The sequence below is a fragment of the Mesorhizobium sp. WSM4809 genome (assembly GCF_055811655.1).
The window spans coordinates 61,725-88,573 of the sequence record NZ_JBVVQW010000013.1 but is presented as its reverse complement, the minus strand read 5'-3'; the positions used below and the strand labels follow the sequence as shown (position 1 = coordinate 88,573).

The window sequence follows — 26,849 nt, the reverse complement described above, 5'->3', positions numbered from 1 at the left end:
GCGTCTAGTTGATCCGGCGGTAATAGACCTTGCCGTCGGGCTGCTGGATGCGCTGGTAGTTGGAGCTTGGGGCAGGGGGCGAGGCCGACGCGATTCTCCTCCGGGGTGCGGGCGCTTCGATGACGCCGGGCTCGCTCGCGCTCTCGCCGTCGAGCGCTTCGGGCGCTTGCGCCAGCGTGCTGGTGGCGATCTCGGACGGTTCTTCCGCACTCGACATGGCTTCGCCGCCGGCAGCCGGCACACTCTGTCCCAACCGGGCAATGCTGGCATCGATCTCGTTGAAGCTGCCTTGCAACTGGCTGTCCAGTTTCTCGAACCGGCTCTGAAAACCGTTGTTGACCGTGTCGAGCCGGGCCGCGATCCGCTGCTCGAACGCGCCGAGCTGCTCCAGCCGCGCTTCGACGAAACGCAGGTCGCTCATGCCCCGATAGAGATAGACCGCGGCCGCCATGTTGACCGCAGTGATAAGAAGCGCCCCACCGGCGACGATGACGCCGATCGTCTTTGCCTTGCTGAATTTCTCGGTGGCAACCGGTTCGCGCTGTTCCTGGTTTCCGATATCGATCGCCGGCATGTCCGGTTCGCTGATCATCGTCATTGGACCACCACCTTTGCGCCAACCGCGACGCGTTTGAAAAGATCGATCACATCCGTGTTGGTGAGACGAAAACAGCCCGATGTCCCGTCGAAGCCGACACCCGACGGGTCGTTGGTGCCGTGTATGCGGTAGAGCGTGTCGCGCCCGTCCCGCGACAGGTAGAGCGCCCTTGCGCCGAGCGGGTTGTAGGGGCCGGCGGGCACCATTTTCGGCAGCTCCGGCTGGCGGGCGCGCATTTCCTGCGGCGGGCGCCACTCCGGCCATTCGGTCTTCGCCCCGACCTTGACGATGCCCGTCCAGCCGAACCCGTCGCGCCCCACGCTGATCTGGTAGCGCAGCGCCTGGCCCTGGCGGGTCACCAGGTAAAGCGCCTTCTCGTCCTTGCGGATGACGATCGTGCCCGGCTGCTCGGCGGTTCTAAAGGCAACGGCCTTGCGCAGGCTGGGTCCCATCGCCGGCAGCGGCGGCCGCTCCGAAAGAGCCGACCGCGCCTCGGCGAAGTCGTGGACGGACAGCGCCAGCGCCACGCCGAGCACGCAGGCGCCGGCGAGCTTCGGGGCGATCCGATATCTATCGGGCAGCATCATCGAGCCGCTCTTTGAACATCCGCTTCAGATCCTTGTTGAAGCGCGCCCGCCCATCCACTTCGGAAGGCGGAATGGCCCTGTTCAGCGCATCGGTCAGAAGGGCGTTGTCGAGCGCGACCGACTTGATGTGCGGCGCCTTGAAGATCTTTTCGAGCTCGCTGCGCGAAAAATGGTTCCCGAACCATTTGCGCTTGTGCTTGTTGGCGACCAGCGTGATGCTGACCGCATTGCCGCGCAGCTCGCGGATCTTCTTGTAGAGCCGCTTGCCTTGCCGCAGCGACGCGACATTGAGTTCGAAGACGATGAAGATCTCGTCGCTCGTCGACAGCACGGAATTGTGCCAGGGCGTTTCGAGATTGGGCAGGTCGATGACGATGTCGTCGAAGCGGTAGGCGACGAGGTCGAGCAGCCGGAAGACGAAATCGCTGCCATGCGGCTCGAAGGGCAGTTGCGGCCGTTCGAATGCGTAAAGCGTGAGGCCGGACGGGCGCGACAGCTTGATGACGTCCATCAGCTCGACATCGAGCCGCTCCGGCTGGCCGATGATGCCGGCAAGGTCGAACTGGTTGAACAGATTGAGATAGGCGCCGCAATTGGCGCTCTGGAAATCCAGGTCGACGAGGCAGGTGGACGCCGCGCGCTCGGCCGATTTCGAGGCGAGATGTTCGGCCGCCGACAGCGCCAGCGTCGTGGCGCCGGCGCCGCCGCTGGCGCCGATGAAGGTGATGATCCGGCTCTTCGTTCCCTGGTTGCCGGTGTCGTGGAAGGTCACCGCATTGAGCAGCTCCTTGCCGTCGAGCGGCTTGTGCAGCCAGTCCGAGGCGTTCATGCGCACCAGCACGCGCGTTTGTTCCGAGCTCAGTTCGTCGGAAACCGCGATCAGCGGCACGCTGGCCCACAGCGCGCGCGCCTCGACGATGCCGGCCCTGCCGAGCAGCTCGCCATTGCCGAGATCGACGATGACGATGCCCGGGCGCGTATCGGCCGGCGGCCCCTTGAGGAAGTCGCTCGTCTCGGAAACCCTGACGTCGTAGATCGCCAGCGCATCGAGCCGCGTCGCCACATCGCGCTTGAAATTCGGATCCGACGAAAACAACGCGACTTGCTTGCGCTTGGTCGGCGTAACCTTGGTGTTGATGGCATTCATGACGCGGTACTCTTCAGATCTTCGCCCGTGACCGTGCTCAGCATGGAGGGCATGGTGATATTGTTGAAACCGAGCAAGGCGCCGAGAAAGAAGAATTGGAATGTCACGCCCTGCAAACTGACGGTTATTGTTGGCACCGGCCCGCCCGGACGGGTTTGATATCCCAATCCCGTGGCTGCGTATCGGACCACCACGTTGGCCGGCTGGAGCATCGGAAAGAAATGGCACATGCCCGGCCGCTGTCCTGCAGCAAGGGGCGGGCAGGTGCCGGTGCCCGTCGCGTCTCCGCGAAAGATCTTGCTGAAATTGGCGGCGGTGAATGTTGCTGTGCATCCGGTGCCGATACAACTGCAAGTGCTGGTGGAGCCATTGCACGTAAAGTCATAGTCGCCGATGGGGATCGGATCGCCTGGTGTTGTCGTCAGTCCAGCCGCCGCGATTTGGGGCGCGATCGGGTCTGAGATCTGCGCCAGCCTTGCGCCGGCTTGCACCGCTTTATTCCCTGCATTCCATTGGTAAAAGGCGTAGCCGAAATCGACGAAGCCAAGCAGAAGCGTTAACAGTAGCGGCATCACTATGGCCATTTCGACCATTGTTGCTCCGGACTGGCTAGCCCAAAACTTGATGCGCTCCGTCACCATCCAATGACTCGTTCCTGATGGGACACGCTGAGGGTCAGCGGACTAAAGCCAAGGTACGACAAGAATCCGGAGCCTGTATAGGAATAGGTGGTAGTGACGTCCACGACATCGACCGTGCTTTTGCTGCTAAGATAAAGCTGCGTGCCCGTGGCTACATCGACCGCGGGCGTGGACACCGCCGTGGTGATCAAAACTGCCGTTGGAAGCCACCCAGCCACTCTAGCGCTGCCGTTGGCGACCACCCCATTGGCTGCAAGGTTTTCGGCCCGGCCCTTGCAAGTCGCCCAATCGCTACTGCATCGTGCCATGTAGCGAGCCGCATCCTCAACGCCGGCTTCGAGAAGCAGGCGCGTGTTCAGGATGTTGGAGAACTCAAACACACCGGCCGATAACAGCAACACGAGGGGAATGGTGATCGCGGCTTCCACCAAAGCAGCGCCATTTTCATCGCCCTGGAACCGCCTGATGATTTTGCCGAACCTGGTCATGTCGACTCTACCGATACAACTGGGCTTCGTTGCGAAAGGCTTTGTCTAAAAGGGTGTTGTTCGCAAACCCTCCATCGACGTCGACGACCTCCAGGCTGATAGGCTTCTCCCCGGCCGTGGTGTCCTCATCGTCCTTGCTGTTGTCCTGCTTCTGGATCGGGCTGTTTATAAAGACACTGGCATAGCCATCAGGCTTGAGTTGGACATGGCCATTGATCTTGGCTTGGTTGGCGATGCAGTTGACGATCGCCATGTTAAGCAACCGCCGATCGGGATCTAGGGTCGGCGTCGCGCCTTTGAAGCATGCTGGAACGCCGGTTTCCTTTGTCGGCGCCAGGGACTTGTCCCCGACGAGCCCGTTCGCAATCTCGTACTTATAGACGTCATATCTGGAAGCCGGCACAGAAGCGCCGGTCGGGTTGGTGATGCTTGGGATGGAGGGATATGCGGCACCATGGTTGATCAGCCAATAATTGCTGCGATCCCACGTCGAATTCGTCATTCCTGTGGCGGAATCGAAGCCATCGCCCGGCGGCAGCGCCATCGCTGTTCCGTCTGTGTTCGGCTTGTATTTGTTGCAGTTCGCGGTCTTGTCTACGCCCTTGCGCACATTGCTCGCCGGCCGATATTGCCAATCGGTGTCATGGCTCTTCAGCGAAGTGCTGTAGATGTCGAAGCGTACATTGAGACCAGCGTTCACCTGGCCCAGGGTGACGCCGGTCTTGGTGGTGAGCTTATCGCGTTGATAGCAAGTGCCGGCGGTTCCGACAGCGAGCGCGTCCCGCAGTGACGCGAGACTGTTGTCGATCAGTCCGAAGTTGCCTGGGCCGGGGTTCGAGTCAACCTTGAGGATGCGGTATTCGCGGCTATAGGTGAGCCCGGCGGCGAACGCCTGCTGGATGGTCTTGCTGGTCAACGGGTCGGTCGTCTCGAACGGATTGCACATGAAGATTGGCACCGTTTCGCAGATCGACTGGACAAATCCGGCCACAGCCTGCGGCTTAATGTCGAAGGTGTTGTTGCCGCTGACAACGCTTGCCGGAAAGATCGCTTCGAAGGCCCCGGCACCATCCGCCGCCAACACGGACGGATTCACGGTCACCAAGGAGAACGACACGGCTTTGGGGTCGGTGCTCGCCCAGTTCACGCCATCGGCATCGACGCCTGCAGCCGTCAACGCCGTGCTGTCGCTGGCAGGGATTCCTGTCAAATACGTGATGGTGATGTCAGCCGGTGCCAGTGTGTGGTCACCCGCCGTCGAAAACTTGGTCTTGTTGGTGAGGAGGGTCGTCGCTGCCAGGTTGGCTCGTGTGATCGAATCTGCTCTGCCATCCAGTTCCGCAGCCGTCGCAAGCGCAAGCGCATCGACCCCTTTCTGCAGATCGTTATGCAGTCCGTTGGCCCGGCTCATATCGATTGCCAGCAGAGCAAAGCCGATAAGCACGGGCAGCATGATAGCCACGAGGATCATCGCGACGCCGCGTTGATCGTTCCAGAAGGCACGAATGGTCCCCAACATGACCTTACTCTCTGCTTTCTTGCGCCAGAGCCCCTCGCATGCCCGGCGCCCTCCGCATCCTTCCGTTCAGTTCACTGCGTCACACCCGACCCACCCACATTGACCGTGATCGCTGGTGGTGGCGGCGGTGGTGGTGGAATTTTGTAGTTATTTGCAACAGCGGCGGCGCGCGCGCCGTCGCCTTCGATATGTGTGTTCCGGGACGCCGGGTTGAGCGGGTCGACCGTTTGCAGCATCGAATTGAATTTCTGCGTGTCGCCGGCGGCCAGGGTCACCGAATCATAGTGGTTCAGATAGTCCGCGGCGCAGCCCGACAGCGCGCCGGCGCAGAGGATGAGGATCAAGCCGCTATTTCTTGACATAGAGCATCTTGTCCTTCGATTTGAAGTCGAGCATGTGGCCATAGGGGCCGGTGACGCCTTCGCCCAGTTCATATTTGCGGACCATGTCCTTGGTCACTTCAAGCTGGCCGAGCACGAAGAATTCCGGATCGTTGGCGGGCCGTGTCTTGTCGAACGGTGTCGCCAGCTGCTCGCCGGGCTTCACCGGTCGCACGATATGCGGCGTGACGATCACCACCAGCTCGGTTTCTTCCTTCTGGTTGCTCGAACTGCGAAACAGCGTGCCGATGACAGGCACCTGGCCGAGCCACGGCACCTGGTCCTGGAGCTTGGTCGTCTTGCTCGAAAGAAGCCCGCCGACGGCGAAGCTCTGGCCGTCGCGCAGTTCGACGACGGTTTCCAGCTTGCGGTTGGTGAAGATCGGGTCGCCGGCGGTGGTGAAGCCGGTCAGGTCGCTGACTTCCGGCGCCAGCCTCATATGGATCTTGCCGTCGTCGAGTACGACTGGCGTGAACAGCAGATTGACGCCGAATTGCTTGTACACGATGCTTATCTCGCCGTCTTTGTCGAGGGTGCGGATAGGCACTTCGCCGCCGGCGTTGAAGCTGGCCTGCTCGCCGGAAAGCGTGGTGAGGTTGGGGTTCGCGAGCATACGCACCGCGCCTTTGGACTCGAGCGCCTCGATGATCAGATCGACCTTGATGTTGCTGTCGATGACGCGCGTGATCAGCGCTCCGAAGGGCGCCGAGTTGGACAGGAGGCCGCTGAGCAGGCCACCCGGCCCGAGCACCAGTCCGTCCTCGTCGACGGCAGCAACACCGGTACCGGTACGGGTCGTGCCACTGCCGTTCGTGCTCTTGATCGACACGCCGAGGTCGCGGCCGGTGTTGCGCTTGGCTTCCAGCACGCGCACTTCGAGATTGACCTGCTGGCTGTCGTCGACGATGACGGAGTTGATGACGGCGTCGGGGCCATATTGCTGCGCAACCGCCAGGATAGCCGCCAGCGTGGCGCCGTCCTTGACATGACCGCCAAGCCTGACCCTGCCGTTGACCGAGCCGACCTCGATGCGCGACTTCGGCGCCACCTGGCGGATCGCCTGCGCCATGTCGCTGACATCGACGCCGACCTCGATCTGAAGTGCGCCGAGCGAGCGCTTGTCCGTCGAAAACAGGTTGACGGTGGTGGTGCCGGCGCCCTTGCCGATGACATAAAGCGTGCGGTCGGTCATCGGCTGGGCATCGGCGATCTTTTCGTCGCCGACGACGATGTCGCCGAGATTGGCACTCACCTGGATCGTTACCGATTGCGACATCGGCAGGAAAATACGATGGACGGCAGGGGTCGACACGTCGATGAAGCGATCAGCCGCAGAGGCCGCCAGGCTCGACAGCAACAGCGCCGCCATGCACGACAACGCGCCCGCCGCTATCTTTAACCAAGATCCCCGCATCCCCGTCCCCCACTCGCTGCCGGCGGCAGTTCGTTCCGTTTCGCCGCGCTTTATTGTTGTCGCGGCACGTCGTACGTTTCAAGCTTCACGCCCCGAAAAACGCCCACGGTAGCACGCGCCGGTGGTTCGGGTGTGACATATTTGACCACTTCCTTAACGACTTCCGGCGCCGCGACGGCCGGAGCCGGCTTGACCTTGCTCAACTGGTCGAGCTGAGTTCCCACCCGGTCCACGGCCTGTGCCAATCCCGCGAGCTTCTCTTCGGCTCTCTTGCGCTCGGCCGCGGCCTCAGCTTCCGCCGCAGCCTTCTTGTCGAGTTCGGCCTGCCTTGCGGCGACATCTGCCGGCGTCTCGCCGGTCAGGTCGGCAAGCGTCACCCGTTCCGTTGACTCGCCCTTGCTGGCAGCGGCCTGGCGAAGTGCCAGCGACAATTGCCCGGCGCCTGCCGCCAATGTCAGCTTCTGCGAGTCCCTGGTGCTGGCCTCCAGCGTCACGGACTTGACGACAGTCGGACTGTCCGTGCTTTCATCGGCCACCTGGTCGACGGCGAGCACCTTCATGCTCTGCAGCAGCACGTCGACAAAACTCCTGTCTTGTCCGTCATCACCCCGCACCGTGCGTGTCAGCAGCACATCGACGCGGTCGCCCGGGAAAACGAAGCCGGCCACACCGAGCACGTCATTGACCCGGATCGAAACGGCCTTCATGCCTTCGCCGAGCACCGCCGAAAGCGTGGCGCGCTGGCCGGGGCCGGTAATCTTGGTAGCAAGAATCGGCTCGTTGACGCCGATCGCTTGCAATGCCTGCTTGGCACCGTCGCCAGCTAACAGGTCTTTTGTTGACTTGAACGCCCCGGCTGGAACCGCTCCCGCAGGCCATGCGACTTCGCGCAATTTTTCTGTGCTCAGCGCGTCGCCAAATTTCAGAGGTACTGCCGCAACCACGACAGTGCTGCCCTGGACCGCGCCCGTTTGCGCCATGGCGCTACGCTGGCCGGCCAGCCAGATATTGACCAGCACAACTGCCAGAACGCCGAACACGCCGGCGAGCACGATCATGATAAGTGTGTTGGCGCGCATGTCCCAAGCCCCAAGCCCCAATGCGGGATTCGCCCGCTGCGATCGGATTCAGGCCCGGCTCGAACGATCCGGGCCTGAATGTAGTCAGGCGATCAGGAACCGGTGCCCGCAGCCGCGTCGCAGGTGCCAGGCCCCGCGTTGAGGGCGGTGCAGAGACCCGTGAACCTGGCGTTCACCCAGGCGCCGATGGCGACGACAGTAAGGATCGATGCAACGGCGATAATGCCGATAAGGATGGAATATTCGACCATGGCAGCGCCGTTCTCATCGTCGCGGAACTGCCGGGTCATCGTCATGAGCTTCTTCATGATAATTTCTCCCTTTGGAGGTTTGAACCCGACGAGACAGAGCCAAGGATGAAATCCATACCCAAGCATCCCCCGTCATCTCGATCCTAGGTCCCGAGAAAACGCAGAGTCAAACGAGATTAAGAGTTCCTTAACTTTCCTGTACATGATTCGGCAAGAAGATTACAGTTCCGAATGCTGCCAACAGGTTGATTCGTCTCATTTTTTGTCCTTCCTTAACCATTCGTTCACAATTTAGCCCCGGATGTGGCGGGATTGTGGAAGCATTAGCAATAGTGCATATTCCTTTATATCTAAAGGCTTAGCGGTGTCTCCGGGCGGTGTGGCGCTGAAAAGCAGACAGGCGTGGAAAGCCGGATTGATGCTCTCACCACGTGCGGGGATCGGTGTTAAATAAACACGTTATTTCAGGCTCATGATATTAACTATGGTGAAAGTATTGCGGATGCGCGAGCAGCCTGGGCGCTTGTGCCTCCCGTGGTTAACAGTTAGTTTCCGCTAATGAGGGGTTAAGGGGGTATAAGCGATTATGCTGGGGCGGTTCATCAAGGGGACAAGCGAACAGCAGGTGGCGTCAAAGACCGATCAGCTGGCGGTGCAGCCTGTTGCTCCGGCTCTTTCGCCAGCCGCTGATATTGAATCGCATGGCAATGATTTTCTGACGATCAAGGTCGAACTGCATCGCCACTTGATCGACCGGTTCAACCTGACCGCGCTTGAAAGTGCTTCCAAGGATGAGATCCTGAACGAGATCCGTCCGATCGTGCGCGAGTTCGTTCGCGCTCGTGCGGTGCCATTGAACGCACGCGAGCTTGATCAGCTGACCAGCGACACCGCCGACGAGATGCTGGGTCTCGGGCCGATTGAGCCATTGCTCAAGGACGATTCCATTACCGACATCATGATCAACACCCACAAGCGCGTCTTCATAGAGCGGCGTGGCATGATCGAAGAGACGGCAATCCGTTTCCGCGACGAGGCGCATCTGTTGCGGGTCATCAACAAGATCGTTTCGGCCATCGGCAGGCGTGTCGATGAATCTTCGCCGATGGTCGATGCGCGGCTGGAAGACGGTTCGCGCGTCAACATTGCGGTGCGGCCGGTCTCGGTCGACGGCCCTCTGGTGTCAATCCGCAAATTCTCCAAGAATCCCTATTCGCTCGAACGTTTGATGGCTTTCAATTCCATCCGGCCGCCGATGATCGAATTGCTGCGCATCGCCGTGCAGGCGCGCAAATCGATCCTGGTTTCTGGCGGCACCGGCAGCGGCAAGACCACCTTGCTCAATGCGCTGTCGAGCTACATTCCCTCGAAGGAGCGGCTGATCACCATCGAGGATGCGGCCGAGCTGCAATTGCAGCAGCCGCATGTCGGCCGGCTGGAGACACGCCCGCCCAATGTCGAGGGTCGGGGCGAGGTGCGCCAGCGCGAATTGCTGAAGAACGCGCTGCGCATGCGGCCGGATCGCATCATCGTCGGCGAGGTGCGCGGCGAGGAAGCTTTCGACATGCTGCAGGCCATGAACACCGGCCATGAAGGCTCGATGACGACAATCCATGCCAACACGCCCCGCGATGCGATCTCGCGGCTCGAACAGATGGTCGGCATGGCCGGCATGCCGATGACGCATGAGTCAATCCGGGCGCAGATCGCCTCGGCCATCGACATCATCGTGCAGACACAGCGTCTTTCGGATGGAGGCCGGCGTGTCACCTCAATATCGGAACTGACTGGCATGGAAGGCAATGTCGTGCAGCTCCAGGAAATCTACCATTTCGTCCGCCGTGAGGTCACGGCGGATGGCAAGGTCATCGGAGACTTTCGCGCAACCGGTGTCCGTCCGCGGTTTGCCCCGGAGGCGGCGACGCTTGGCCATCATTTTGCCAAGGACGCCTTCAACCCGCAGGTTGCCCTCTGATGCCAACGGGTCAAGCTCTGCTCTACTTCATCTACGTGCTGGCGGCGGCTTCACTCATTCTCGCCGGCGAAGCCTTTTATCTTTCCTTTGCCGGCCGCCGCTCCCGGTCTCTAGCAGTCAATCGCCGATTGAAGCGGCTCGCTGGCGAGGTCCCAGCCGAACAAACGTTACAGGGATTGTTGCGGGAGCGTGGCCTCACGGACTCCGGCGATTTTCTTTTCGGCATGGTCTGGTTGAACAGGCTCTATACCCAGTCCGGTATCACCGGAAATCCGTTGACCTTCGCCGCAACGTTCCTGGCTGCGGGGCTGGCGATGGCGTTGCTGCTGGCGATCTTTTTCCACTTCTCCACCCTTGCATCGCTCATTGTTTTTCTGATCGTTGGGTTTGTCTTGCCGCTTCTGGTCCTCCGGCGCGCCCGCAACAAACGAATTCGGAAATTTGCCAAACAGTTGCCGGATGCGCTCGACATGATCGTTCGTTCGCTGCGCGCCGGACACCCGGCTTCGATCGCGATCGGTCTGGTCGCGCGTGAAATGCCGGATCCGCTTGGCACCGAGTTCGGCATTGTCTCCGATGAGATAACCTTTGGCCTCAGCATCGAGCAGGCTGTGCGAAAGCTTTCGCAGCGCGTCGGCTTCGAGGGTCTTCAACTGCTGTCGGTGTCGCTGTCGATCCAGGCCAAGACGGGCGGCAATTTGACCGAAATTCTGGCCAATCTTTCCTCGGTTCTGCGTGAACGGCAGAAATTGCGAATGAAAATCAGGGCGCTTTCGGCCGAAGGTCGCGTCTCCGCGTGGATCATCTCCTTGTTCCCTGTTGTGATGTTCTTCACACTTCAAATCCTTGCCCCGGCCTATTACGGCGCCGTCTGGAGCAACCCGCTCGTCTTCCCGATATTTCTGCTTTTTGGGTTGTGGGCACTGCTTGGCGACTTCATCATGTACCGGATGGTTACTTTCGATTTCTGACTGGAGCGGCGGACGAAATTGCTTTCGAACATTCAGGACCTGGGCTTCTTGGTGTCCATTGCCGTCTTTGTGGCGGCGGTGTCCCTCTTCCTGTTCGGTGCGCTTATCTTTCTCCCGGCTCTGCAGACACGAAAGCTCGTCGCGCAGAGCCTGATGGGCGAAGGAATTACAGACCGCCGATCGATGCTCGGACAAGACCAGCTTGCCAAGCTTGCGGCGCAACGGCCGGTCGATGCCTACTTCAAGTCGATGGAGAAAGAGCGCGATGAGCCAAACGCTTTGGAAGCGAAGCTGTTTCGCGCCGGCTTTTATCAATCAAGCGCACCGCTGATTTATACGCTGTGCCGCCTTGCCGCGGTCTGCGTCGGTTTTCTGGCGATGTATGCACTCCTGTCACGGGTTCTGCCGCCGCACCTGCCAGGTTTCATCACCTTTGCTGGTTCTGCCCTGTTCGGCCTCGCCTGCATCGTGCTTCCCGCCATTCTGCTCGACCGTTTCGAGAGCAGCCAGAAACAGATCTATCGCCGGGCTTTCCCCGACTTCATGGACATGATGATCACCTGCGCCGATGCCGGCATGAGCCTGGAGGGGGCAGTCGAACGCGTCAGCCATGAAATGGCCGCCACCCACAAATGGCTGGGAATACAGCTGTCGATCATGAATCTGCAGTTGCGTGCTGGCAAGCCGTTGCGGGAAGCGCTGCGCGAACTCTCGGATCGCATCGGACTTGACGAGGCGCGGGCATTGGCTGTCCTGTTCCGTCAATCGGAAGAACTCGGCACCAGCCTCACCGATGCCTTGCGTGTTTATAGCGCCGAGATGCGTGGCCAGAGAATTCTGAGTGCGGAGGAACGCGCCAATTCTCTACCGGTAAAGATGATGATTCCGTTGGGGCTTTGTATCTTCCCTGTGGTTATGATGGTTATCATGCTACCGGTGATCATCCGCATGAGGGGCATTATCTTCTAATTGCGTGTATGATCTGATTCTAATATGAGGTCCGGGACCCTTGGGGGAATCTGTATGAAGAGGGCTATCGCGGCGGCGTTCTGCCTGTTGACGGTTTTGCTTGCCGGCTGCCAGACGGACGCCACTGACGGTGTCGTTCGCACCAACGAGCCGTCGAAGGGCGACGTGACGTCTTTTGGCGATGCTTTCGATGGGCTGAAAACGGTCAGCGACGTCGAATACTATGCCTCGGACCAGGCCGTTGCCGAAGCCAAGAATCAGTTCCGTGCCGAAAATTACGGCAATGCCGGCGCTCTGTTCTTCAAGGCGACGCAACTGGCCCCCAATGATGGTAACGCCTGGATGGGACTGGCCGCCTGCACCGACCGGATCCACCGCTTCGACTTGTCCGACAAGGCCTATGCCAAGGCCTTCAAGCTGGTAGGCGCGACGCCCGAATATTACAACAATGTCGGCTATTCCTACCTGCTGCGCGGCAAGCTGCAGGATGCCCGCTCCAACTTCCTCAAGGCTTACGAACTGGCGCCCAACGACCCGACCGTGGCCAACAATCTGAAGCTTTTGTCGTCAAGCGTGCAGAACGTCGAGCGCTAGCATGCTGCTCGTCGAAGCGCTGCTGCTGAAGGTGCTCGCCATCCCTCTGCTGGCAAGGATTGCCTGGGTCGATTTCACCACCCAGAAGATTTCCAACCGCGACGTGCTGCTGCTGCTCTGCCTGGGCGCCGGGGGCCTGCTGCTGCTGTCGCTCCAGTCCGGCTCGTGGTGGGACATGGGGCTGAGCGCTCTCGCCGGACTTCTGCTGTTCGTCGCACTCTTGCCCTTCTGGGTCTTGCGCAAGATCGGCGCCGGCGACGTCAAGCTGCTGGCAGTCGTGCCATTCCTGATCAGCGGCAGCGCTCTCGCGGTGTTTTCGGTGCTGCTCCTGGTTTTCGCCCTGGCCACCGCGGTTATCGTGAAAAACCCGTTCATGCTGCCCGCGGGTGCTTTTCGGCTTGTCGTCCAGCATCTGGACCGCAAGGGCGTGGTGCCGTTCGGCGTGCCGATCTCGCTGGCCGCGATCTGTACGCTGGCGTTCCTGATCTACAGGAGTTTGGTGGTCACGAGCAGCTCTGGAATCCTCAACCAGCTCAACTGACCCTGACATCTCACGCGGCTGAATTTGTTGTGCGGGAGATCTGACGCATCAAACGAAAAACCCGCCTGTGCGGCGGGTCACTGGCGCAAATCAGCACCATAGCCAAAAATGTACCATAGCTGAGTGCAGCGAGTCAAGAAAAAATTCCTATCGTTTAACGCTGCCTGCGCCGCTGCGGCGTTCCGTTCAGTCCCGCAGCAGATCGAACATCAGCTTGAAGAAGCGGTCCGCGTCGACCTCATGGGCGATGCGGGCATTGTCCTTTTCACCGCGTTCGCCCCAGTAATCGGCGATGGTCGCACCGAAGGCGTAGGTGCCGGACAGATCGACGCCGATATGGGCAGGGCGCGTGCGCACCAATGTCGGGTCGATGGCCAGCGCCAGCGCCAGCGGATCGTGCATGGCGCCGCCGACGCCCATCGAGTTGCGGTGCAGCTTCTCGTAGAACAGCAGCCAGTCGTTGACGAGCCGGCCGAGCGGCGTGTCGATGGTGGCGAGTTCGGCATATTGCGGCGCCTCGACCAGCACCTGCATGGTGACGTCGAGGCCGACCATCAGGATCGGCACGCCGCTGTCCAGAACGATCTTCAGCGCTTCGGGGTCGCAGAACGCATTGAACTCGGTCGGCGTGATGATCTCGCTCTTGCGGTAGAACACGCCGCCCATCCAGATCAGCTCCTTGATCTTGGGCAGCACGTCGCGATGCTTGAGGATCATCAGGCCGATATTGCTGAGCGGGCCGGTGGCAACGACCAGGATCGGTTCGGGCGCGGCGCGCAGTCTGTCGGCCAGGAAATCGACGGCATGCTGGTCAACCGGCTTGATCGTCGCCTGCGGCAGGTAGGGCGAGCCCTCGAGGCCGCTCGGGCCGTCGGCGGTGCCGAGCACCAGCGGGCGCGCCAGCGGACGGTGGCAGCCCTGCGCGACAGGCACGTCGCCGGCGCCGATATACTCCAGGATGCGCAAGGCATTGGCGGTCGTCTTCTCGACTTCCGCATTGCCGCAGGTCGTGGTGACGCCGAGGAGTTCGATGGCCGGCGAGCGATGCGCCATGACCAGCGCGATGGCGTCGTCGTGGCCGGGGTCGCAGTCGAACAGGATAGGAGTTGGCTTGATCATCATGTCGTCTTTCACGCCGCCCGCTCGTAGCGCGCTATGGTTTTCTTGAAGCCGTCGAGGAAACGCCGGCCGTCCAGGCCGGTGCAGATGCGGGTGGTCTTGGGCCCGCCGCCGGGCAGCAATTGCCGGCCGCGATAAGCGACGGTCTGGCCGCGCGCCAGCCTGCCGTCGAGCACGACGTCGGCGAACAGCGGCTCGGTCATCGTCGCCAGGCCGGGATCGAAAGCCAGCGCCACGGTGATCACGTCGTCCATAGGGAACCCGACGAGGTCGAAGAACTCGCGCCAGATGTCGATGTAGATCGGGAAGCTGTCGGCGATCATGTCCAGGACGGGATTGTCCCTGGCGACGGCCTGCATGTCGGCAATGTCGTCGCGTGTCAGCATCGAATCGGCGACGCGGTTGTCCTCGCAGATGTCGAGCGGCACGAGGATCTTCTCGACATCGGCGTTGAGCACGATGCGCGAGGCCTCCGGGTCGGCCCAGATGTTGTACTCCGACAGGGGTGTGATGTTGCCCGGCGTCTGGAAATTGCCGCCGAGCACGATCAGCCGCTTGAGTGCACCGGTCAGTCCCGGCTCCTGCAACAGCGCCATCGCCGCGTTGGTCAGCGGACCGGTCGTCACCAGCGTGATCTCGCCCGGATTGGCCATGACCGTGCCGATGATGAAATCGACCGCATGTCCCGACGTGGACTGCCGCACCGGCGTCGGCGCCGGCGGGTTGAACTTCTTCAGGCGATCGCCGAAACGGGCAACAAGCCGCTTTTCGAAATGCACCGGCGCCTCCATGTCGGCCTTGGCGTTGCCGACGATCGGCCGCCATGCACCGGCGTGAACCGGGATATCGTCACGCCCGGCGAGCGTCAGCGTGTTGAGGACGACGTTGGTGACCTGCTCGATCGGGCCGGCGGCACCGGTCACGGTGGTCACGCCCTCGAGCCGCAGCTTCGGATTGATCGCCGCAAACAGCACGGCGAGAATATCGTCGCCGGCCGAATCCACGTCGAGGATTATGCGTTCCATAAAGGCTTCCTTCACTGGGGATTTTTGCCGCCGGCTTCAGTGTTCTTGTCGACCGACAGCAGCTTACGCATCGATTCCAGCGTCTCCGCGATAATCCTCGGACGCGCCCGGTAGGACAGCGCGAACAATGCGATCAGCGCGACGACATAGGGCACGGTGAGAACCAGGTAGGAGGGATAGCCGAACGTCTGCAGGCGCAACGAAAAAGCATCGGCGAAGCCGAACAGCAGGCAGCCGGCCAGCACTTTCAGCGGATCGCCATTGGAGAAGATCAGGATTGCCACCGCCATGAAACCACGGCCCGACGACATGTTTTCCGTGAACATGGTGATGTAGCCGAGTGACAGGTGAGCGCCGGCGAGGCCCGCCAGCAATCCGCAAAGCAGCGATGCGATGTAGCGGACGCGGGTGATCGAGATGCCAAGCGCCTCGGCGGCTTCCGGCTTTTCGCCGACGACACGGATATAGAGGCCGAGCCGCGTCTTGGTATAGCAGACGACCAGCAGCGGCACCGCGATGAAGGCGACATAGACGAGCGGCGTGAAGCCGGAGATCAGCGGCGCCCACGAGCCGAGAAGGTCGCGGGCGCCGGGCAGCTGGACTTTCGGCAGGCCGACGATGCCGTGACCGACGATCGAGCCGCGCGTGCCGAAGATCGCTTTCATCAGCGAGATCGTCATGCCGCCGGCCAGGATGTTGAGCGCCAGCCCGACGACCACTTCATTGGCCTTGAAGCTCACCACCAGGACAGCAAAAACCAGGGCGAAGACGAGCGCCGCCGCGACGCCGCAGGCGACCCCCGCCAGCGCGGAACCGGTCCAGATCGACCCGAGGACGGCGAAGAAGGCGCCGATCAGCATCTGCCCCTCGAGGCCGATGTTGAAGATGCCGGCCTTGGTGGTGAACGAGCCGCCAAGCGCGACCAGAAGGATGGGCGCGGTGGTGCGAAGCGTCGCCGCGATCAGCGCGACGTTGATGAGCTTGTCTAGAATTTCCATCGCCGCTCCCCTGCCTGGCTGTCGCCACGCTTTCTCACCAGCACCTGGGCCGACACGCTGAGGATGATCAGCGCCTGGATCACGGTGATGATTTCGCGCGACGCGCTGGTGTCGACCTCGAGCAGCAGCGATCCGTTGCGCAGGGCGCCGAAGAACAGTGCGGTGAAGATGGTGGCGACAGGCGAGCCATTGGCAAGCAGGGCGGCGATCAGCCCATCGAAGCCGAAACCGGGAGCAAATCCTTCCATGAAGCGGTGATGGACGCCGAGCGTCTCGACGCCGCCGGCCAGCCCGCCGACGGCCCCCGAAAGCAGCAGGACCAGGAAACCCTGCCGTTTCACGTTGACGCCGCCATATTCGGCGAATTTCGGCGCCGACCCGACCATCGTGACGCCGTAACCCCATTTGGTGTAGCGGAAGACAAGGGCTGCGCCGACCGCCAGCACCAGGCCAATGACCAGGCCCCAGTTCAACCGCGAAAAGGTGAAGATCTCCGGCAGATAGGATGTCGCCAGGATCGGCGGCGTCTCCGACCAGCCACCCGGCCGCTTGAACAGGAAGATGGTGAAATAGGACGTGAGCAGCACCGCCACGTAGTTCGACAGGATCGTCGAGACGACTTCGTTGGTGTTGTAGCGGGCGCGGAAGTAGGCGGGGATGGCGACCCAGGCCGCGCCTGCCACCACCGCGAGCGCAAGTGCCGCCAGCGTGTGGATGCCTGCGGGCAGGGGCATGGCAAAGCCGACCCACGCGGCGGCGAAACCGCCGAGGAACAGCTGGCCCTCTATGCCGACGTTGAACATGCCGCCGCGCAAGCCGATGCAGGCGGCGACACCGCAGATCAGGATCGGCGTCGTCTGCAGCAAGGTCCCGGCGATCTTCTCCTGATCGCCGAAGGCGCCGCGCAACAGCGTCATGAACACACGCACCGGGCTTTCGCCGACCATGAGGATAATGATCGCGCCCATCAGCAGCGCCACGCCGATGGCGATCACCTGGCCGGAAACGGCACGCAAATGGTCTGTCATGATGCGGTCTCCGCGGCGAATTCCGGCGTGACCACGCCTGCCATCATCATGCCGATGCGCTCCTCGTCGGCCTCGTCGCCGGCGACCTCGCCCATGATCCGCCCGTTGAACATCACCAGGATGCGGTCGGCAAGGGCGGCCAGTTCGTCGAGCTGCACGGAAATCAGCAGGATTGCGCGGCCGGCGGCGCGCTGGCGCATGATCTCGTCATGAATGGCCTCCTGGGCGCCGATGTCGACGCCGCGCGTCGGCTGGTCGATCAGCAGGAAATCGGCGCCGTTGGTGAATTCGCGCGCCAGAACGACCTTCTGGATGTTTCCGCCCGAAAGCCGCTTGACCGCATCGCCCGGGCCGCGCGCTCGAATATCGAAGCTCTTGATCAGCGTTTCGGCGTTTTGATTTATGGCATTCCAGTTGAGCATGCCGGCGCGGCTCCATGGGGCGCGATGCTGGCGGCCCATCAGGGTGTTGGCTGCTATCGAAGCATTGCGATCGACCCCGCGCACCATGCGGTCGCCTGGAACATGGGCGAGGCCTGCCTGGCGGATCGCGGCGGGGGAGAGCGCGGCGAGATTCCGGCCCTTCAGCCACGCCCCGCCATGGCTTGCCGGTCGCAAGCCCGAAAGCACTTCCGCCAGCTCCGTCTGTCCATTGCCGGCCACACCCGCGATCCCCACCACCTCGCCGGAGCCGACGGTGAAACTGGCATCGCGAAGAGCCGGCAGCAGGCGGTCGTCGCGCGCCCACAGATCCTTGACTTCGAGCACCACGTCGCCGTGCAGCGAAGCGCGCGGCCGGCGGTCGAAGCTCACCTCGCGGCCGACCATCATGTGCACCAACTCGTCCTTGCTGAGCTCGGCCGTCGGCCGGGTCGCCACCTTCCTGCCATTGCGCAGCACCGTCACCGTGTCGGACACTTCCATCACCTCTTCCAGGTGATGCGAAATGAAGATCACCGTCATGCCTTCGGCCACGAAGCTGCGCAGTGTCTGGAACAGTTCACGGCTTTCCTGCGGCGTCAGCACGGCGGTCGGTTCATCGAGGATGATGGTGCGCGCGCCGCGCACCAGGACCTTAAGGATTTCGATGCGTTGCTCTATGCCGACCGAGAGCAGCCCGACGCGCTCGGTCGGATCGACCTGCAGGCCGAAGCGCTTCGACAGGTCACGCGTACGCGCAATTTGTGCGGCGTGGTCGATCAGCCCATGGCGACGGATTTCCATACCGAGAAAGACGTTGTCGGCAACCGAGAGCGAGGGAACCAGCTTGAAATGCTGGTGAACCATGCCGAGGCCGGCCTTTATCGCCACGGACGGATCGGCGATCACGATCTCTTCACCGTTCAGGCGGATCGAGCCTTCGTCCGGCTGCAAGAGGCCGAACAGGATGTTCATCAGCGTCGTCTTGCCGGCACCGTTCTCGCCGATGATGGCATGGATCTCGCCGCGGCGGACCGCAAGGTCGATGCCGTCATTGGCGACGAATGCGCCAAAACGCTTGGTGATGCCAGTCAACTCGACGGCCATCGCGGCATTGCTGTGGAGGGTCGGCGACCCCGGCGTGTTCGACAACGTGGCTCTCGCAGATTGGACACTGATCCGCCGCGGCAAGCCGCGGCGGATCAGTGTAGCGCTTTCTTGGGAGGGAGGCGCTGTTGTTGGCTTACTTTGCCTTGGCGATCACGATCTTGCCGTCGACGATGCCCTTTTTGATCTCGTCCAGCTTGGCGGTCACGTCAGCGGAGATCTTTGGGGCAATATCATCGCAGACCTTGACCTCGACACCGCCCGAGGCGAGGTCGAAAGTGCGGGTGCCGGCGGTGATCTTGCGGCCCTCGACCTCGTCCTTGATCAGCGTGTAGACGGCGATGTCGCCGCGCTTCAGCATGCTGGCGAGCACATTTCCGGGAGCCGAGCCGCACATGTCGATGTCGACGCCGATCGAATATTTGTCGACCGCGGCACTTGCCTGCATCACGCCTTCACCCGTCGGGCCGGCGACGTTGTAGACAATGTCGGAGCCTTGGCCGTAAAGCGCCTGGGCAAGTTCGCTTCCCTTGGCCGGGTCGTCGAAGGTTCCGGCGAAGACGGAGTTTACCTTGACGTCGGGCGCGGCATATTTGGCGCCTTGCTCGTAGCCGCCCAGGAAGTTGCGGATCACCGGAATATCGCGGCCGCCGACAAAGCCGATCGCCTTGCCGTCGCCGATCTTGTCGAAGGCGGTGCCCTTGGCTTCGATCATGCCGGCAAGTGCACCGGCCACGAAGGATCCCTGCTCCTCGGCGAAATTGGCGTAGATCATCTTGGGGTTGTCGAGGACGCCATCGATGAACACGAAGCGCTGGTCGGGATATTCGGCGCTGACCTTTTGCAGCGAGTCCACCAGCTCCCAGCCCATCACGAAGATGAGGTCGTACTGCTTGCCCTTGGCAAGATTCTCGAACTGCTGCTGGTAGTCGAGCGCGCGATTGCCGGTGTCGACAAGCTTGAGGTCGATGCCGAAATCGGTCTTGGCCTTGTTGAGGCCGTTGACGATCGAAACGCCAAAACCCTGTGCAAAATATCCCGAGATGGCGGCCACGGAAACCTTGGCCTGTGCGGCGGCCGGTCCGAACGAAATGGCAAGCATCGTGCCGGCCAGAAATAAACTCTTGAGCGCCCTTTTCATGTCATTCCCCTTCAGCTTTTTTCAGCTTTTGAAGCCGCGCTTTGACCATCCCCCACATGTCGCCGTAATAACGGCGAGTTCGTTGATGGTCATATGAGTTTAGGAGCGGCTTAACAGGCTGTCAATCGTCATCCGATGCAGTTTTCTTGGCCCTTCGCCCACGTGCTCGACGTCTGCGCTTGACAAATGTCGACGGGCATAATTGTTGATACTCTAATGAGTTTTCATGAACGACGGGATGAAGGAAGCGAAACAATGCCGGCTGTGGTGGTCAGGAAATTTCTGGTTCAGGTCGAAGAGATATTCCATGAGGGCGGACCCCACGCGGCACGCCCGCTCAAGCGAGGCGCGGTCGTCGCGGTCATCGCCAACCCTTTTGCCGGACGCTATGTCGAGGAGATCACCGGCTTCATGGAAGACCTGAAGCCGCTCGGTCTCGATATGGCCCGGCGCCTGATCGACGCCATTGGTGAAGGCGGCCAGGCCATCGAAGGCTATGGCAAGGGTGCCATAGTCGGCGCCGCCGGCGAGCTTGAACATGGCGCGCTCTGGCACAATCCGGGCGGCTATGCGATGCGCGAACTGCTCGGCAATGCCAAGGCGATCGTGCCTTCGACCAAGAAGGTCGGCGGCCCCGGAACGCGCATCGACATCCCGATCACGCACATAAACGCCTCCTATGTGCGCAGCCATTTCGATGCGATCGAGATAGGCATTGCCGATGCGCCGCGCGGCGACGAAATGGCGGTCATCCTGGCGATGACCACCGGCGCACGCGTCCATGCACGGGTCGGCGGCCTTGCTGCCGCCGACATCAAGGGCGAGGACGGATTGCGATGAGCCCGGAAATTCGCCGCATCATCACCATCGTCGAGGAAACCCGGATCGAAGGCGGACGGCCCGTCGATCCGCCGACGCGGCGTGCCGCAGCCATTGCGGTGATCCGCAACCCCTATGCGGGTACCTATGTCGAGGACCTGTCGGCACTGAGCGCCATAGGCGAAGCCTTGGGCGATATCTTGCCCAGGCGCGCGGTCGCTGCTCTGGGCATTGCCGGCGACCGGGTCGAGAGCTTCGGCAAGGCCGCCGCCGTCGGCGCCGATGGCGAGCTCGAACATGCCGCCGCCATCCTTCATCCAAAGCTCGGCGCCCCGTTCCGCGATGTGCTTGGCAAGGGCGCCGCGCTCATTCCTTCATCGAAGAAGCGCGGCGGCCTCGGCGTGTCGCTCGATATTCCGCTCGGTCACAAGGATGCGGCGCGGGTGCGCAGCCATTTCGACGGCATGGAGGTTCGTGTTCCCGACGCACCGCGTGCCGACGAGATCGTCGTCGCTATCGCCGTCACCGATTCCGGCAGGCCGCACCCGCGCGTCGGCGGGCTGACCAAGGACAAGATTGTCGGGATTGACGGCGTCGGCTGACCGTCAGGCCGCCAGGATTTCCGGCACCCGGAGCGCCGGAGGCGTATTTCTGCTCCGGCCGGTCCGCACCACGCCGTCGATGACGACCATTCCAATGCCTGGAAGATTGCCGAGCGCCACGCTGTCGAGCAGCCCGTCGCCGGCGCCGCCGATCGCCTGGTCCATGAAGATCAGGTCGGCGGCGCGACCGACCTCGATCAAACCGCGATCGTCCAGTCTGCGCACGCGCGCCGTGTTGCCGCTGGCAAGACAGAACGCCACTTCCGGCGCGATGCCGCCCAGCGAAGCCAGCATGGTGAGCGTCCGCAGGATGCCGAGCGGCTGCACGCCGGATCCGGCCGGGCTGTCGGTGCCGAGGATGACGCGCGAAAGTTCGCCGCGCTGCCGTGCCAGGTCGAGCACGAACAGTCCGGTGCGCAAATTGCCGTTATGGACGATTTCAAGCGCCCTCGAGCCCTTCTCGCAGATCTGCCGTATTTCCGCGTCGGGCAGGGCGGTTGGCCCGCCATTGACGTGGGCGACAATGTCGGCGTCGACCTCCAGCACGACATCCGCGCCGATGCGGCCGGAGCCGGGCAGCGACGGGCCGCCCGTGTGGGTCATCGAGGTCATGCCGTATTTGCGCGCCCAGGCGATCATCTGCCGGCCGGTCGGCCCATCCTTGACGCCGCCAAGCCCGACCTCGCCGACAAGCGTCACGCCGGCCTCGGCGAGACTGCGGAAGTCTTCCTCGGTAAGGCCGGGTTCCAGGATCGGTGCCCCGGCCAGGATCTTCATGCCGTTCGGACGGAAGTTGGAGAAGGTGCGTTGGGCAGCGATCGCCAGCGCCTTCAGCCCGACCAGGTCGCGCGGTCGGCCCGGCGTGTGGACTTCCCCCGCCGAGATCATGGTGGTGACGCCGCCATGCACGGTCGAATCCATCCAGCCGATCTGGTTCTGCCGAGGCGTCCAGTCGCCGGCCACCGGATGGGCGTGGTTGTCGATAAGACCCGGCGCGACCGCGCAGCCCATCGCATCGATGACCGTCGCCGCGCTGCCGCCATCAATGTCGCCTGCCTTGCCAATGCCGGTGATACGTCCATCGGTCACGACGATGGTGTCGGCGTCGATGATCGGTTGTGCTAGATCGCCACTCAGCATGAGACCGATATTGCGGACGACGAGCGTGTTGGCAGACGACTGGAGGTCGGACGACATCGGTTCTCACTTTTGCTGTTATGGAAAAAAGGACTGGACGCAGCTTATTTGCCGCCGTCGCCATTCGATGGGTCGTCGTCGTTGATGCGCTGGAGCAGGCGAAGCAGCGTCGCCTGCTCGGCCGGTGAGAGCGGCGACAGGAACCGCCGCCCGACCTCGACGCTGCGTTCGAGCCGCTCCAGCGTATAGTCGGTCCCTTTGCTGGTCAGCGCGATCATCGTCAGGCGTTGGTCGGTTTCGGAGGCGCTGCGCGTGATCAGCCCGTGTTTGAGCAGTTTGCGCATGACGATGCTGATGGTCGATGGGTCCATCGCCGTCAGCCGGCCGAGATGGTTCTGCGAAACTTCGCCATGCTTGAGGATCGTGGCGAGCGCCGCGAATTGCGTTGGCGAAAGGTCTTCGCCGGCCATGACCTGCTGGAAGCGCAACGTCGCGCGCTGATGCGCCCGGCGGATGACGTGCGCCGGGTGGCGGTCCAGTTCATAGCCGGTCCCGGCGTACTGCTGCAGCACCTGCTCGCGGCTCAGGGGTGCATCGCCTCCCGGCGTTTCGCCTTTTTTGGATTGCGGTTTCTTTTCAGTCGTCACACCGGACTCCTATCGCCGCTGTCTTGGATGTCGCCGGCCGGAAAAAGCTCAAGCCGCAACCCTCGCTGGTTGAAGCGATGTCCCGTCGCGGAGGGCTGCGACGACATCAGCCGAATCGCTGATCACGCCGAAATGGGTCGCTATGTCATACAGCGAGCTTTCCTGCTCGCGTGGTCCCGTTGCCGCGCAGCAATCGCTTGGCACTACCACCTCATAGCCCTCGAAAAAGGCATCGTGGACGGTCGAGCGCACACAGATATTGGTGACCACGCCGAAGATGATCAACTGATCGATCTGCATGTCTTTCAGCGTCAGGTCGAGGTCGGTTTGGAAGAAGGCCGAGTAGCGCCGCTTGATCACATGGATCTCATCATCGCGGGCGCCGAGATCCTCGATGATCTCCGGCCCCCAGCTTCCGTCCAGGCAATGCGGCGTGCGCTTCAGCCATTCGCGCTCGCGTCGCATGCCCGGCCGGTGGCTGTCATGGACCCAGATCACCGGCACGCCGGCGGCGCGCGCGGCCTCGATCACGGCCAGTTGCGGCCCGACCAGCGTCTCGTACCCAGGCAGGACCATGGCCCCGCCGGGCTTGCAGAATTCATTGATCATATCGATGACGACAACGGCTGCACGGCGTGAATCGAGACGCACCGCGTCATCGTGCCGATGTGAGGAAAAACTGTCCACGGACATGGCGAGCTCCTTTGACCGATCGTTGATGCTCATACAAAAAACCCTAGTGGATGCCAAGTCAATCCCGTTCGACGCAAAGCGTGCTGGTCGGCCTTGCGCACCGCGCTCCGACAAGCGTATGCGCTATTTGTCCATCGCGAAATGGCCTTGACAACGCTTGTCAGGCATGTGCTCGATTTGTATGACCATCAATGATATTCAAGCCGCTTAATTGCGGAGCCGAGGTCGAGATATGAAAACCATCGTCACCGGAGCCAGTGGCCTGCTTGGCCGCCATGTGGCCGAGGCTCTGGTTGCGGCCGGCCACGATGTGCTTGGTGTCGATGCCGTAGTGCCGGGTGAGGTCGCATGGCGCCACGCAACCGCCGATTTGACCGATCTGGGGTCGACGCTGCAGCTGGTGCGCGATTGCGATGCGGTTGTGCATGTCGCGGCCATTCCGCAAAAGCCGACCGGCCGGGCCGGCGGCGAGGTGTTCAAGACCAACATCGCGACCGCCTACAATGTGGTCGAGGCAGCTGCCATGGCCGGCGCCAGGCGCTTCGTCTATGCCTCGTCCTTCAGCGTTTTCGGCTATCCCTTTTTCGAGAAACCTGTTCGACCGCCCTATCTGCCGGTCGACCTGAACCATCCGGTCGGCGCGCAGGACCCGTACGGCCTGTCGAAATGGCTGGGCGAGGAAATCGTCGACGCGGCGGTGCGCCGCGGCGCCTTTTCGGCGGTCAGTATCCGCATGCCGTGGATCCAGACGCCGGGTTCTTTTTTCGAGGGCGTCGCGCCGCGCCGCGCCACTGCCGACAGTGCCCGTGACCTGTGGGCCTATCTTGATGGGCGCGACGCCGGTCAGGGCTTCCTGCGGGCGCTTGAATGGCAAGGCGACGGCCATCTGCGCGTCCTCCTCAGCGCCGCCGACACATTCATGGAAGAGGAAACCGAAGCGCTTTTGCGCCGGGTCTACCCTGATGTCCCCCTGTCACGGCCGATCGCCGGTTTCGGCGCCGTGCTCGACACGATCCATGCGCGCGAAACGATCGGCTTCGAGCCAAGCCATTCGTGGCGTTCCTATCCGAAGCCGGAGGCCGGACAATGAAACGGTTCGACAAACAGAATGTTCTCGTCACCGGCGGCGCGGGCGCGATCGGCAGCGCAGCGGTGCGGCGTTTCCTTGACGAAGGCGCACGGGTCGCCATTGTCGACCGCAATGGCGCGGCGGCGCAGCAACTGGCTCGCTCACTGGGTGAAAACGCCATTGCCATCGAAGCCGACGTCACCGACGAAGCGGATGTGCGGCGCGCCGTCGAGGCGATCGTTGAGACGTTCGGCGGCCTCGACGTGGTGTTCAACAATGCCGGCATTTCCGGCGTCGTCGCTCCCGTTCACGACCTGCCGGTCGAGGACTGGGATACGACCATCCGCATCAATCTGCGCGGCATCTTCCTCGTGCTGCAGGCTTCGCTTCGGGCGATGATCAAGGCCGGGACCGGTGGCTCGATCGTCAACATGGGCTCGTCCATGGCCGGTTGGGACGTCCTTTCGGGGGGAGCTGGCTATGTCGCTTCCAAACACGGCGTGGTCGGCCTGACGCGGGTCGCGGCGCTCGATGCCGCGCCCTATGGCATACGCGTCAATGCCATCTGCCCCGGCGTGATCGAGACGACGCTTGGCGTGCCGGCTTCCGGCGACGGCGAATTCAAGAGCAGCGTCCAGCATTTCGCCGACCGCATTCCGTTGCGCCGCATCGGCCAGCCGGACGATGTCGCGGCCGCCCTGGCTTTCCTGGCCTCCGACGAGGCGAAGCACGTCACAGGCGTGGATTGGCTGATCGACGGCGGCCAGACCTTGCAGAGCTGGGCCAACGCGCCGGCCGGCGGCGCGTTTCCGAAATTTCGCTAAAGTCTTTTCGGCGGCATTGCCTGGATGATCCGGACGGCAAGATCGAGATCGGCGAGCCCGCCCGAAAGCGGCGTGCGCGGCTTAACACCGGCAAGGATGCAATCGGCGAAATGCAGCCACTCGCGGCGGAACGACGTATCAGGAACGCCAGGCAGAACGCGTTCGGATGCAGCCTCGCCTGTCGTTTCACGTAGCCGGACAGTCGCCGAGGCATTGCGGAAATAGGGGTTCTGGAATTCGATCCGCACCTCGTCGCGCTCGCCATGCACATGGATCCACTCGTCCCACCATTCATACTGGGCAAGTGCCATGTCGAAGAGGCAAGGGACGCCGCCATAGTCGAGCACGGCCAGCAACTGGTTCGGGCCGGTCTGTTGCGCATGGACGACGCGGTCGGGCGTGCCGAAAGCACCGCGCATGACGGCAAGGTCGTGGCTGGCGAGGCTGAGCAGTACAAGATAGAGATCGCGATAGCCGGCATGGTCCACACCGAGCGCCGCCTCGATGCGCCGAGCGACCGTTTCGCGCCCCGCCGCCAACACATCGGCCGGCACGTCGGTGACCCTGGTCTGGGTGTAGAGTTGGCCATAACGGTCGAAGCGGCCCGCGAAATCGTGGACATGGATCGACTTCGGCCGGCCGATAGCGGCGATGCGCTCCAGCCCGGTCTCATAGCCGGGATCATAGAATTTCATGTAGCCGACAAGGGCGACGAGGCCGCTCCGCTCGGCCTGCTCGACAAGCGGGCGCGCCTCCTGCGGCGTGAAGGCAAGCGGCTTCTCGACGATCAGGTGTTTGCCGGCTCGGATTGCATCGGCGACCATCTCGCCATGATCGTAGGTGCAGATCACGACCGCATCGACATTCGGGTCGGCAAGCAGCGCGCGATGGTCGGTATATCTGGCAGTGACGCCATAATGTTCCGCGACCTTGTCGACCGTGCCGGGAGAGATGTCGCACAAGGCGGCGATGCGAAACGCCGGTAATTCCATGAGATAGGGCAAGTGCATCAGCTGGGCGATCTCGCCGCAGCCGATGACGCCGACGCCAATAACGCGATCCTGCAT

29 protein-coding genes are annotated in these 26,849 nt (G+C 62.2%); 9 read left to right on the top strand and 20 right to left on the bottom strand.

Translation table 11 applies throughout. The features are described from left to right. Positions 1–4: 4 nt before the first annotated feature. The 10 genes from AC0L24_RS25495 to AC0L24_RS25450 all read right to left on the bottom strand — a co-directional run bounded on the left by AC0L24_RS25495 (position 5) and on the right by AC0L24_RS25450 (position 8,161). Entirely contained in the window at positions 5–598 is a 594-nt protein-coding gene (locus AC0L24_RS25495) for a hypothetical protein (protein WP_473564268.1), read from the bottom strand. Further along, positions 595–1,185, bottom strand: coding sequence for a L,D-transpeptidase (locus tag AC0L24_RS25490; RefSeq protein WP_473564267.1), 591 nt, complete (start codon positions 1,183–1,185; stop codon positions 595–597). Before AC0L24_RS25490 ends, AC0L24_RS25495 begins: the two co-directional genes overlap by 4 nt. Then, a complete protein-coding gene (locus AC0L24_RS25485) occupies positions 1,169–2,332 on the bottom strand; it encodes a CpaE/TadZ family protein (RefSeq protein ID WP_473564266.1) in 1,164 nt (387 codons plus the stop codon). The genes AC0L24_RS25490 and AC0L24_RS25485 overlap by 17 nt, the downstream gene beginning before the upstream one ends. Next, complete coding sequence (locus AC0L24_RS25480; RefSeq protein ID WP_473564265.1) at positions 2,329–2,925, bottom strand: TadE family protein; 597 nt, start codon at positions 2,923–2,925, stop codon at positions 2,329–2,331. The genes AC0L24_RS25485 and AC0L24_RS25480 overlap by 4 nt, the downstream gene beginning before the upstream one ends. A gap of 41 nt (positions 2,926–2,966) precedes the next feature. Beyond that, complete coding sequence (locus tag AC0L24_RS25475) at positions 2,967–3,461, bottom strand: TadE/TadG family type IV pilus assembly protein (protein ID WP_473564264.1); 495 nt, start codon at positions 3,459–3,461, stop codon at positions 2,967–2,969. A gap of 7 nt (positions 3,462–3,468) precedes the next feature. Beyond that, positions 3,469–4,980 carry a TadE/TadG family type IV pilus assembly protein gene (locus AC0L24_RS25470; protein ID WP_292693896.1) on the bottom strand — a complete coding sequence of 504 codons (1,512 nt, stop codon included), beginning with the start codon at positions 4,978–4,980 and terminating at the stop codon, positions 3,469–3,471. A gap of 71 nt (positions 4,981–5,051) precedes the next feature. Continuing rightward, entirely contained in the window at positions 5,052–5,324 is a 273-nt protein-coding gene (locus tag AC0L24_RS25465; protein ID WP_245486495.1) for a hypothetical protein, read from the bottom strand. 4 nt (positions 5,325–5,328) lie between these two features. Further along, a complete protein-coding gene (locus AC0L24_RS25460; RefSeq protein ID WP_473564262.1) occupies positions 5,329–6,774 on the bottom strand; it encodes a type II and III secretion system protein family protein in 1,446 nt (481 codons plus the stop codon). Positions 6,775–6,824: 50 nt separating this feature from the next. Further along, complete coding sequence (cpaB, locus tag AC0L24_RS25455; RefSeq protein WP_473564261.1) at positions 6,825–7,853, bottom strand: Flp pilus assembly protein CpaB; 1,029 nt, start codon at positions 7,851–7,853, stop codon at positions 6,825–6,827. Between the two features lie 92 nt (positions 7,854–7,945). Next, the gene (locus AC0L24_RS25450) at positions 7,946–8,161 is read right to left on the bottom strand and encodes a Flp family type IVb pilin (protein WP_473564260.1); all 216 of its coding nucleotides are present in this window, start codon (positions 8,159–8,161) and stop codon (positions 7,946–7,948) included. Between the two features lie 529 nt (positions 8,162–8,690). Between AC0L24_RS25450 and AC0L24_RS25445 the strand changes: the two genes are divergently transcribed. Genes AC0L24_RS25445 through AC0L24_RS25425 form a run of 5 tightly spaced genes read left to right on the top strand, consistent with a single transcriptional unit; the run spans position 8,691 to position 13,154 of the window. Continuing rightward, positions 8,691–10,079 carry a CpaF family protein gene (locus AC0L24_RS25445; protein ID WP_473564259.1) on the top strand — a complete coding sequence of 463 codons (1,389 nt, stop codon included), beginning with the start codon at positions 8,691–8,693 and terminating at the stop codon, positions 10,077–10,079. Further along, positions 10,079–11,050 carry a type II secretion system F family protein gene (locus AC0L24_RS25440; protein WP_473564258.1) on the top strand — a complete coding sequence of 324 codons (972 nt, stop codon included), beginning with the start codon at positions 10,079–10,081 and terminating at the stop codon, positions 11,048–11,050. The genes AC0L24_RS25445 and AC0L24_RS25440 overlap by 1 nt, the downstream gene beginning before the upstream one ends. Before the next feature lie 18 nt (positions 11,051–11,068). After that, entirely contained in the window at positions 11,069–12,019 is a 951-nt protein-coding gene (locus AC0L24_RS25435; protein ID WP_473564257.1) for a type II secretion system F family protein, read from the top strand. 54 nt (positions 12,020–12,073) lie between these two features. Further along, the gene (locus tag AC0L24_RS25430; RefSeq protein WP_128287470.1) at positions 12,074–12,613 is read left to right on the top strand and encodes a tetratricopeptide repeat protein; all 540 of its coding nucleotides are present in this window, start codon (positions 12,074–12,076) and stop codon (positions 12,611–12,613) included. Between the two features lies 1 nt (position 12,614). Further along, complete coding sequence (locus AC0L24_RS25425) at positions 12,615–13,154, top strand: prepilin peptidase (protein ID WP_473564256.1); 540 nt, start codon at positions 12,615–12,617, stop codon at positions 13,152–13,154. A 186-nt stretch (positions 13,155–13,340) separates the two neighbouring features. On the opposite strand, the gene AC0L24_RS25420 is transcribed toward AC0L24_RS25425, so the two are convergent. From AC0L24_RS25420 to AC0L24_RS25395, 6 genes are all read right to left on the bottom strand, one after another. Further along, on the bottom strand, positions 13,341–14,276 hold the full coding sequence (locus AC0L24_RS25420; RefSeq protein ID WP_473564276.1) for a nucleoside hydrolase: 936 nt from the start codon (positions 14,274–14,276) through the stop codon (positions 13,341–13,343). Positions 14,277–14,284: 8 nt separating this feature from the next. Then, positions 14,285–15,298, bottom strand: coding sequence for a nucleoside hydrolase (locus AC0L24_RS25415; RefSeq protein WP_473564255.1), 1,014 nt, complete (start codon positions 15,296–15,298; stop codon positions 14,285–14,287). Positions 15,299–15,309: 11 nt separating this feature from the next. Further along, positions 15,310–16,296, bottom strand: a complete 987-nt coding sequence (locus tag AC0L24_RS25410; RefSeq protein WP_473564254.1) for an ABC transporter permease — start codon at positions 16,294–16,296, stop codon at positions 15,310–15,312. Next, on the bottom strand, positions 16,284–17,324 hold the full coding sequence (locus AC0L24_RS25405; protein ID WP_127272241.1) for an ABC transporter permease: 1,041 nt from the start codon (positions 17,322–17,324) through the stop codon (positions 16,284–16,286). The genes AC0L24_RS25410 and AC0L24_RS25405 overlap by 13 nt, the downstream gene beginning before the upstream one ends. After that, positions 17,321–18,850, bottom strand: a complete 1,530-nt coding sequence (locus AC0L24_RS25400) for an ABC transporter ATP-binding protein (RefSeq protein WP_292679279.1) — start codon at positions 18,848–18,850, stop codon at positions 17,321–17,323. The genes AC0L24_RS25405 and AC0L24_RS25400 overlap by 4 nt, the downstream gene beginning before the upstream one ends. 136 nt (positions 18,851–18,986) lie before the next feature. Beyond that, the gene (locus AC0L24_RS25395; RefSeq protein ID WP_292137832.1) at positions 18,987–19,991 is read right to left on the bottom strand and encodes a BMP family lipoprotein; all 1,005 of its coding nucleotides are present in this window, start codon (positions 19,989–19,991) and stop codon (positions 18,987–18,989) included. Positions 19,992–20,246: 255 nt separating this feature from the next. On the opposite strand from AC0L24_RS25395, the gene AC0L24_RS25390 reads away from it, so the two are divergent. Continuing rightward, positions 20,247–20,831 carry an amino acid synthesis family protein gene (locus AC0L24_RS25390; protein WP_023809103.1) on the top strand — a complete coding sequence of 195 codons (585 nt, stop codon included), beginning with the start codon at positions 20,247–20,249 and terminating at the stop codon, positions 20,829–20,831. Then, entirely contained in the window at positions 20,828–21,412 is a 585-nt protein-coding gene (locus AC0L24_RS25385; protein ID WP_127329177.1) for an amino acid synthesis family protein, read from the top strand. The genes AC0L24_RS25390 and AC0L24_RS25385 overlap by 4 nt, the downstream gene beginning before the upstream one ends. A 3-nt stretch (positions 21,413–21,415) precedes the next feature. Here AC0L24_RS25385 and AC0L24_RS25380 read toward each other — a convergent pair whose 3' ends face one another. The 3 genes from AC0L24_RS25380 to AC0L24_RS25370 are packed head-to-tail and all read right to left on the bottom strand — an operon-like array spanning position 21,416 to position 23,889. Continuing rightward, complete coding sequence (locus tag AC0L24_RS25380; protein ID WP_127399212.1) at positions 21,416–22,609, bottom strand: amidohydrolase family protein; 1,194 nt, start codon at positions 22,607–22,609, stop codon at positions 21,416–21,418. A gap of 44 nt (positions 22,610–22,653) precedes the next feature. Next, positions 22,654–23,196 (bottom strand): MarR family winged helix-turn-helix transcriptional regulator, encoded by a 543-nt coding sequence (locus AC0L24_RS25375; RefSeq protein WP_127807798.1) that lies wholly within the window; start codon positions 23,194–23,196, stop codon positions 22,654–22,656. Between the two features lie 48 nt (positions 23,197–23,244). Next, positions 23,245–23,889 carry a cysteine hydrolase family protein gene (locus AC0L24_RS25370; RefSeq protein ID WP_127399136.1) on the bottom strand — a complete coding sequence of 215 codons (645 nt, stop codon included), beginning with the start codon at positions 23,887–23,889 and terminating at the stop codon, positions 23,245–23,247. A 232-nt stretch (positions 23,890–24,121) separates the two neighbouring features. Here AC0L24_RS25370 and AC0L24_RS25365 point away from each other — a divergent pair, with 232 nt between their 5' ends. Both AC0L24_RS25365 and AC0L24_RS25360 read left to right on the top strand, forming a co-directional pair. Then, a complete protein-coding gene (locus tag AC0L24_RS25365; RefSeq protein ID WP_473564253.1) occupies positions 24,122–24,979 on the top strand; it encodes an NAD-dependent epimerase/dehydratase family protein in 858 nt (285 codons plus the stop codon). Continuing rightward, positions 24,976–25,782 carry an SDR family NAD(P)-dependent oxidoreductase gene (locus tag AC0L24_RS25360; protein WP_127397087.1) on the top strand — a complete coding sequence of 269 codons (807 nt, stop codon included), beginning with the start codon at positions 24,976–24,978 and terminating at the stop codon, positions 25,780–25,782. The genes AC0L24_RS25365 and AC0L24_RS25360 overlap by 4 nt, the downstream gene beginning before the upstream one ends. On the opposite strand, the gene AC0L24_RS25355 is transcribed toward AC0L24_RS25360, so the two are convergent. Continuing rightward, positions 25,779–26,849 carry a Gfo/Idh/MocA family oxidoreductase gene (locus AC0L24_RS25355; RefSeq protein ID WP_127807796.1) on the bottom strand — a complete coding sequence of 357 codons (1,071 nt, stop codon included), beginning with the start codon at positions 26,847–26,849 and terminating at the stop codon, positions 25,779–25,781. The genes AC0L24_RS25360 and AC0L24_RS25355 overlap by 4 nt on opposite strands.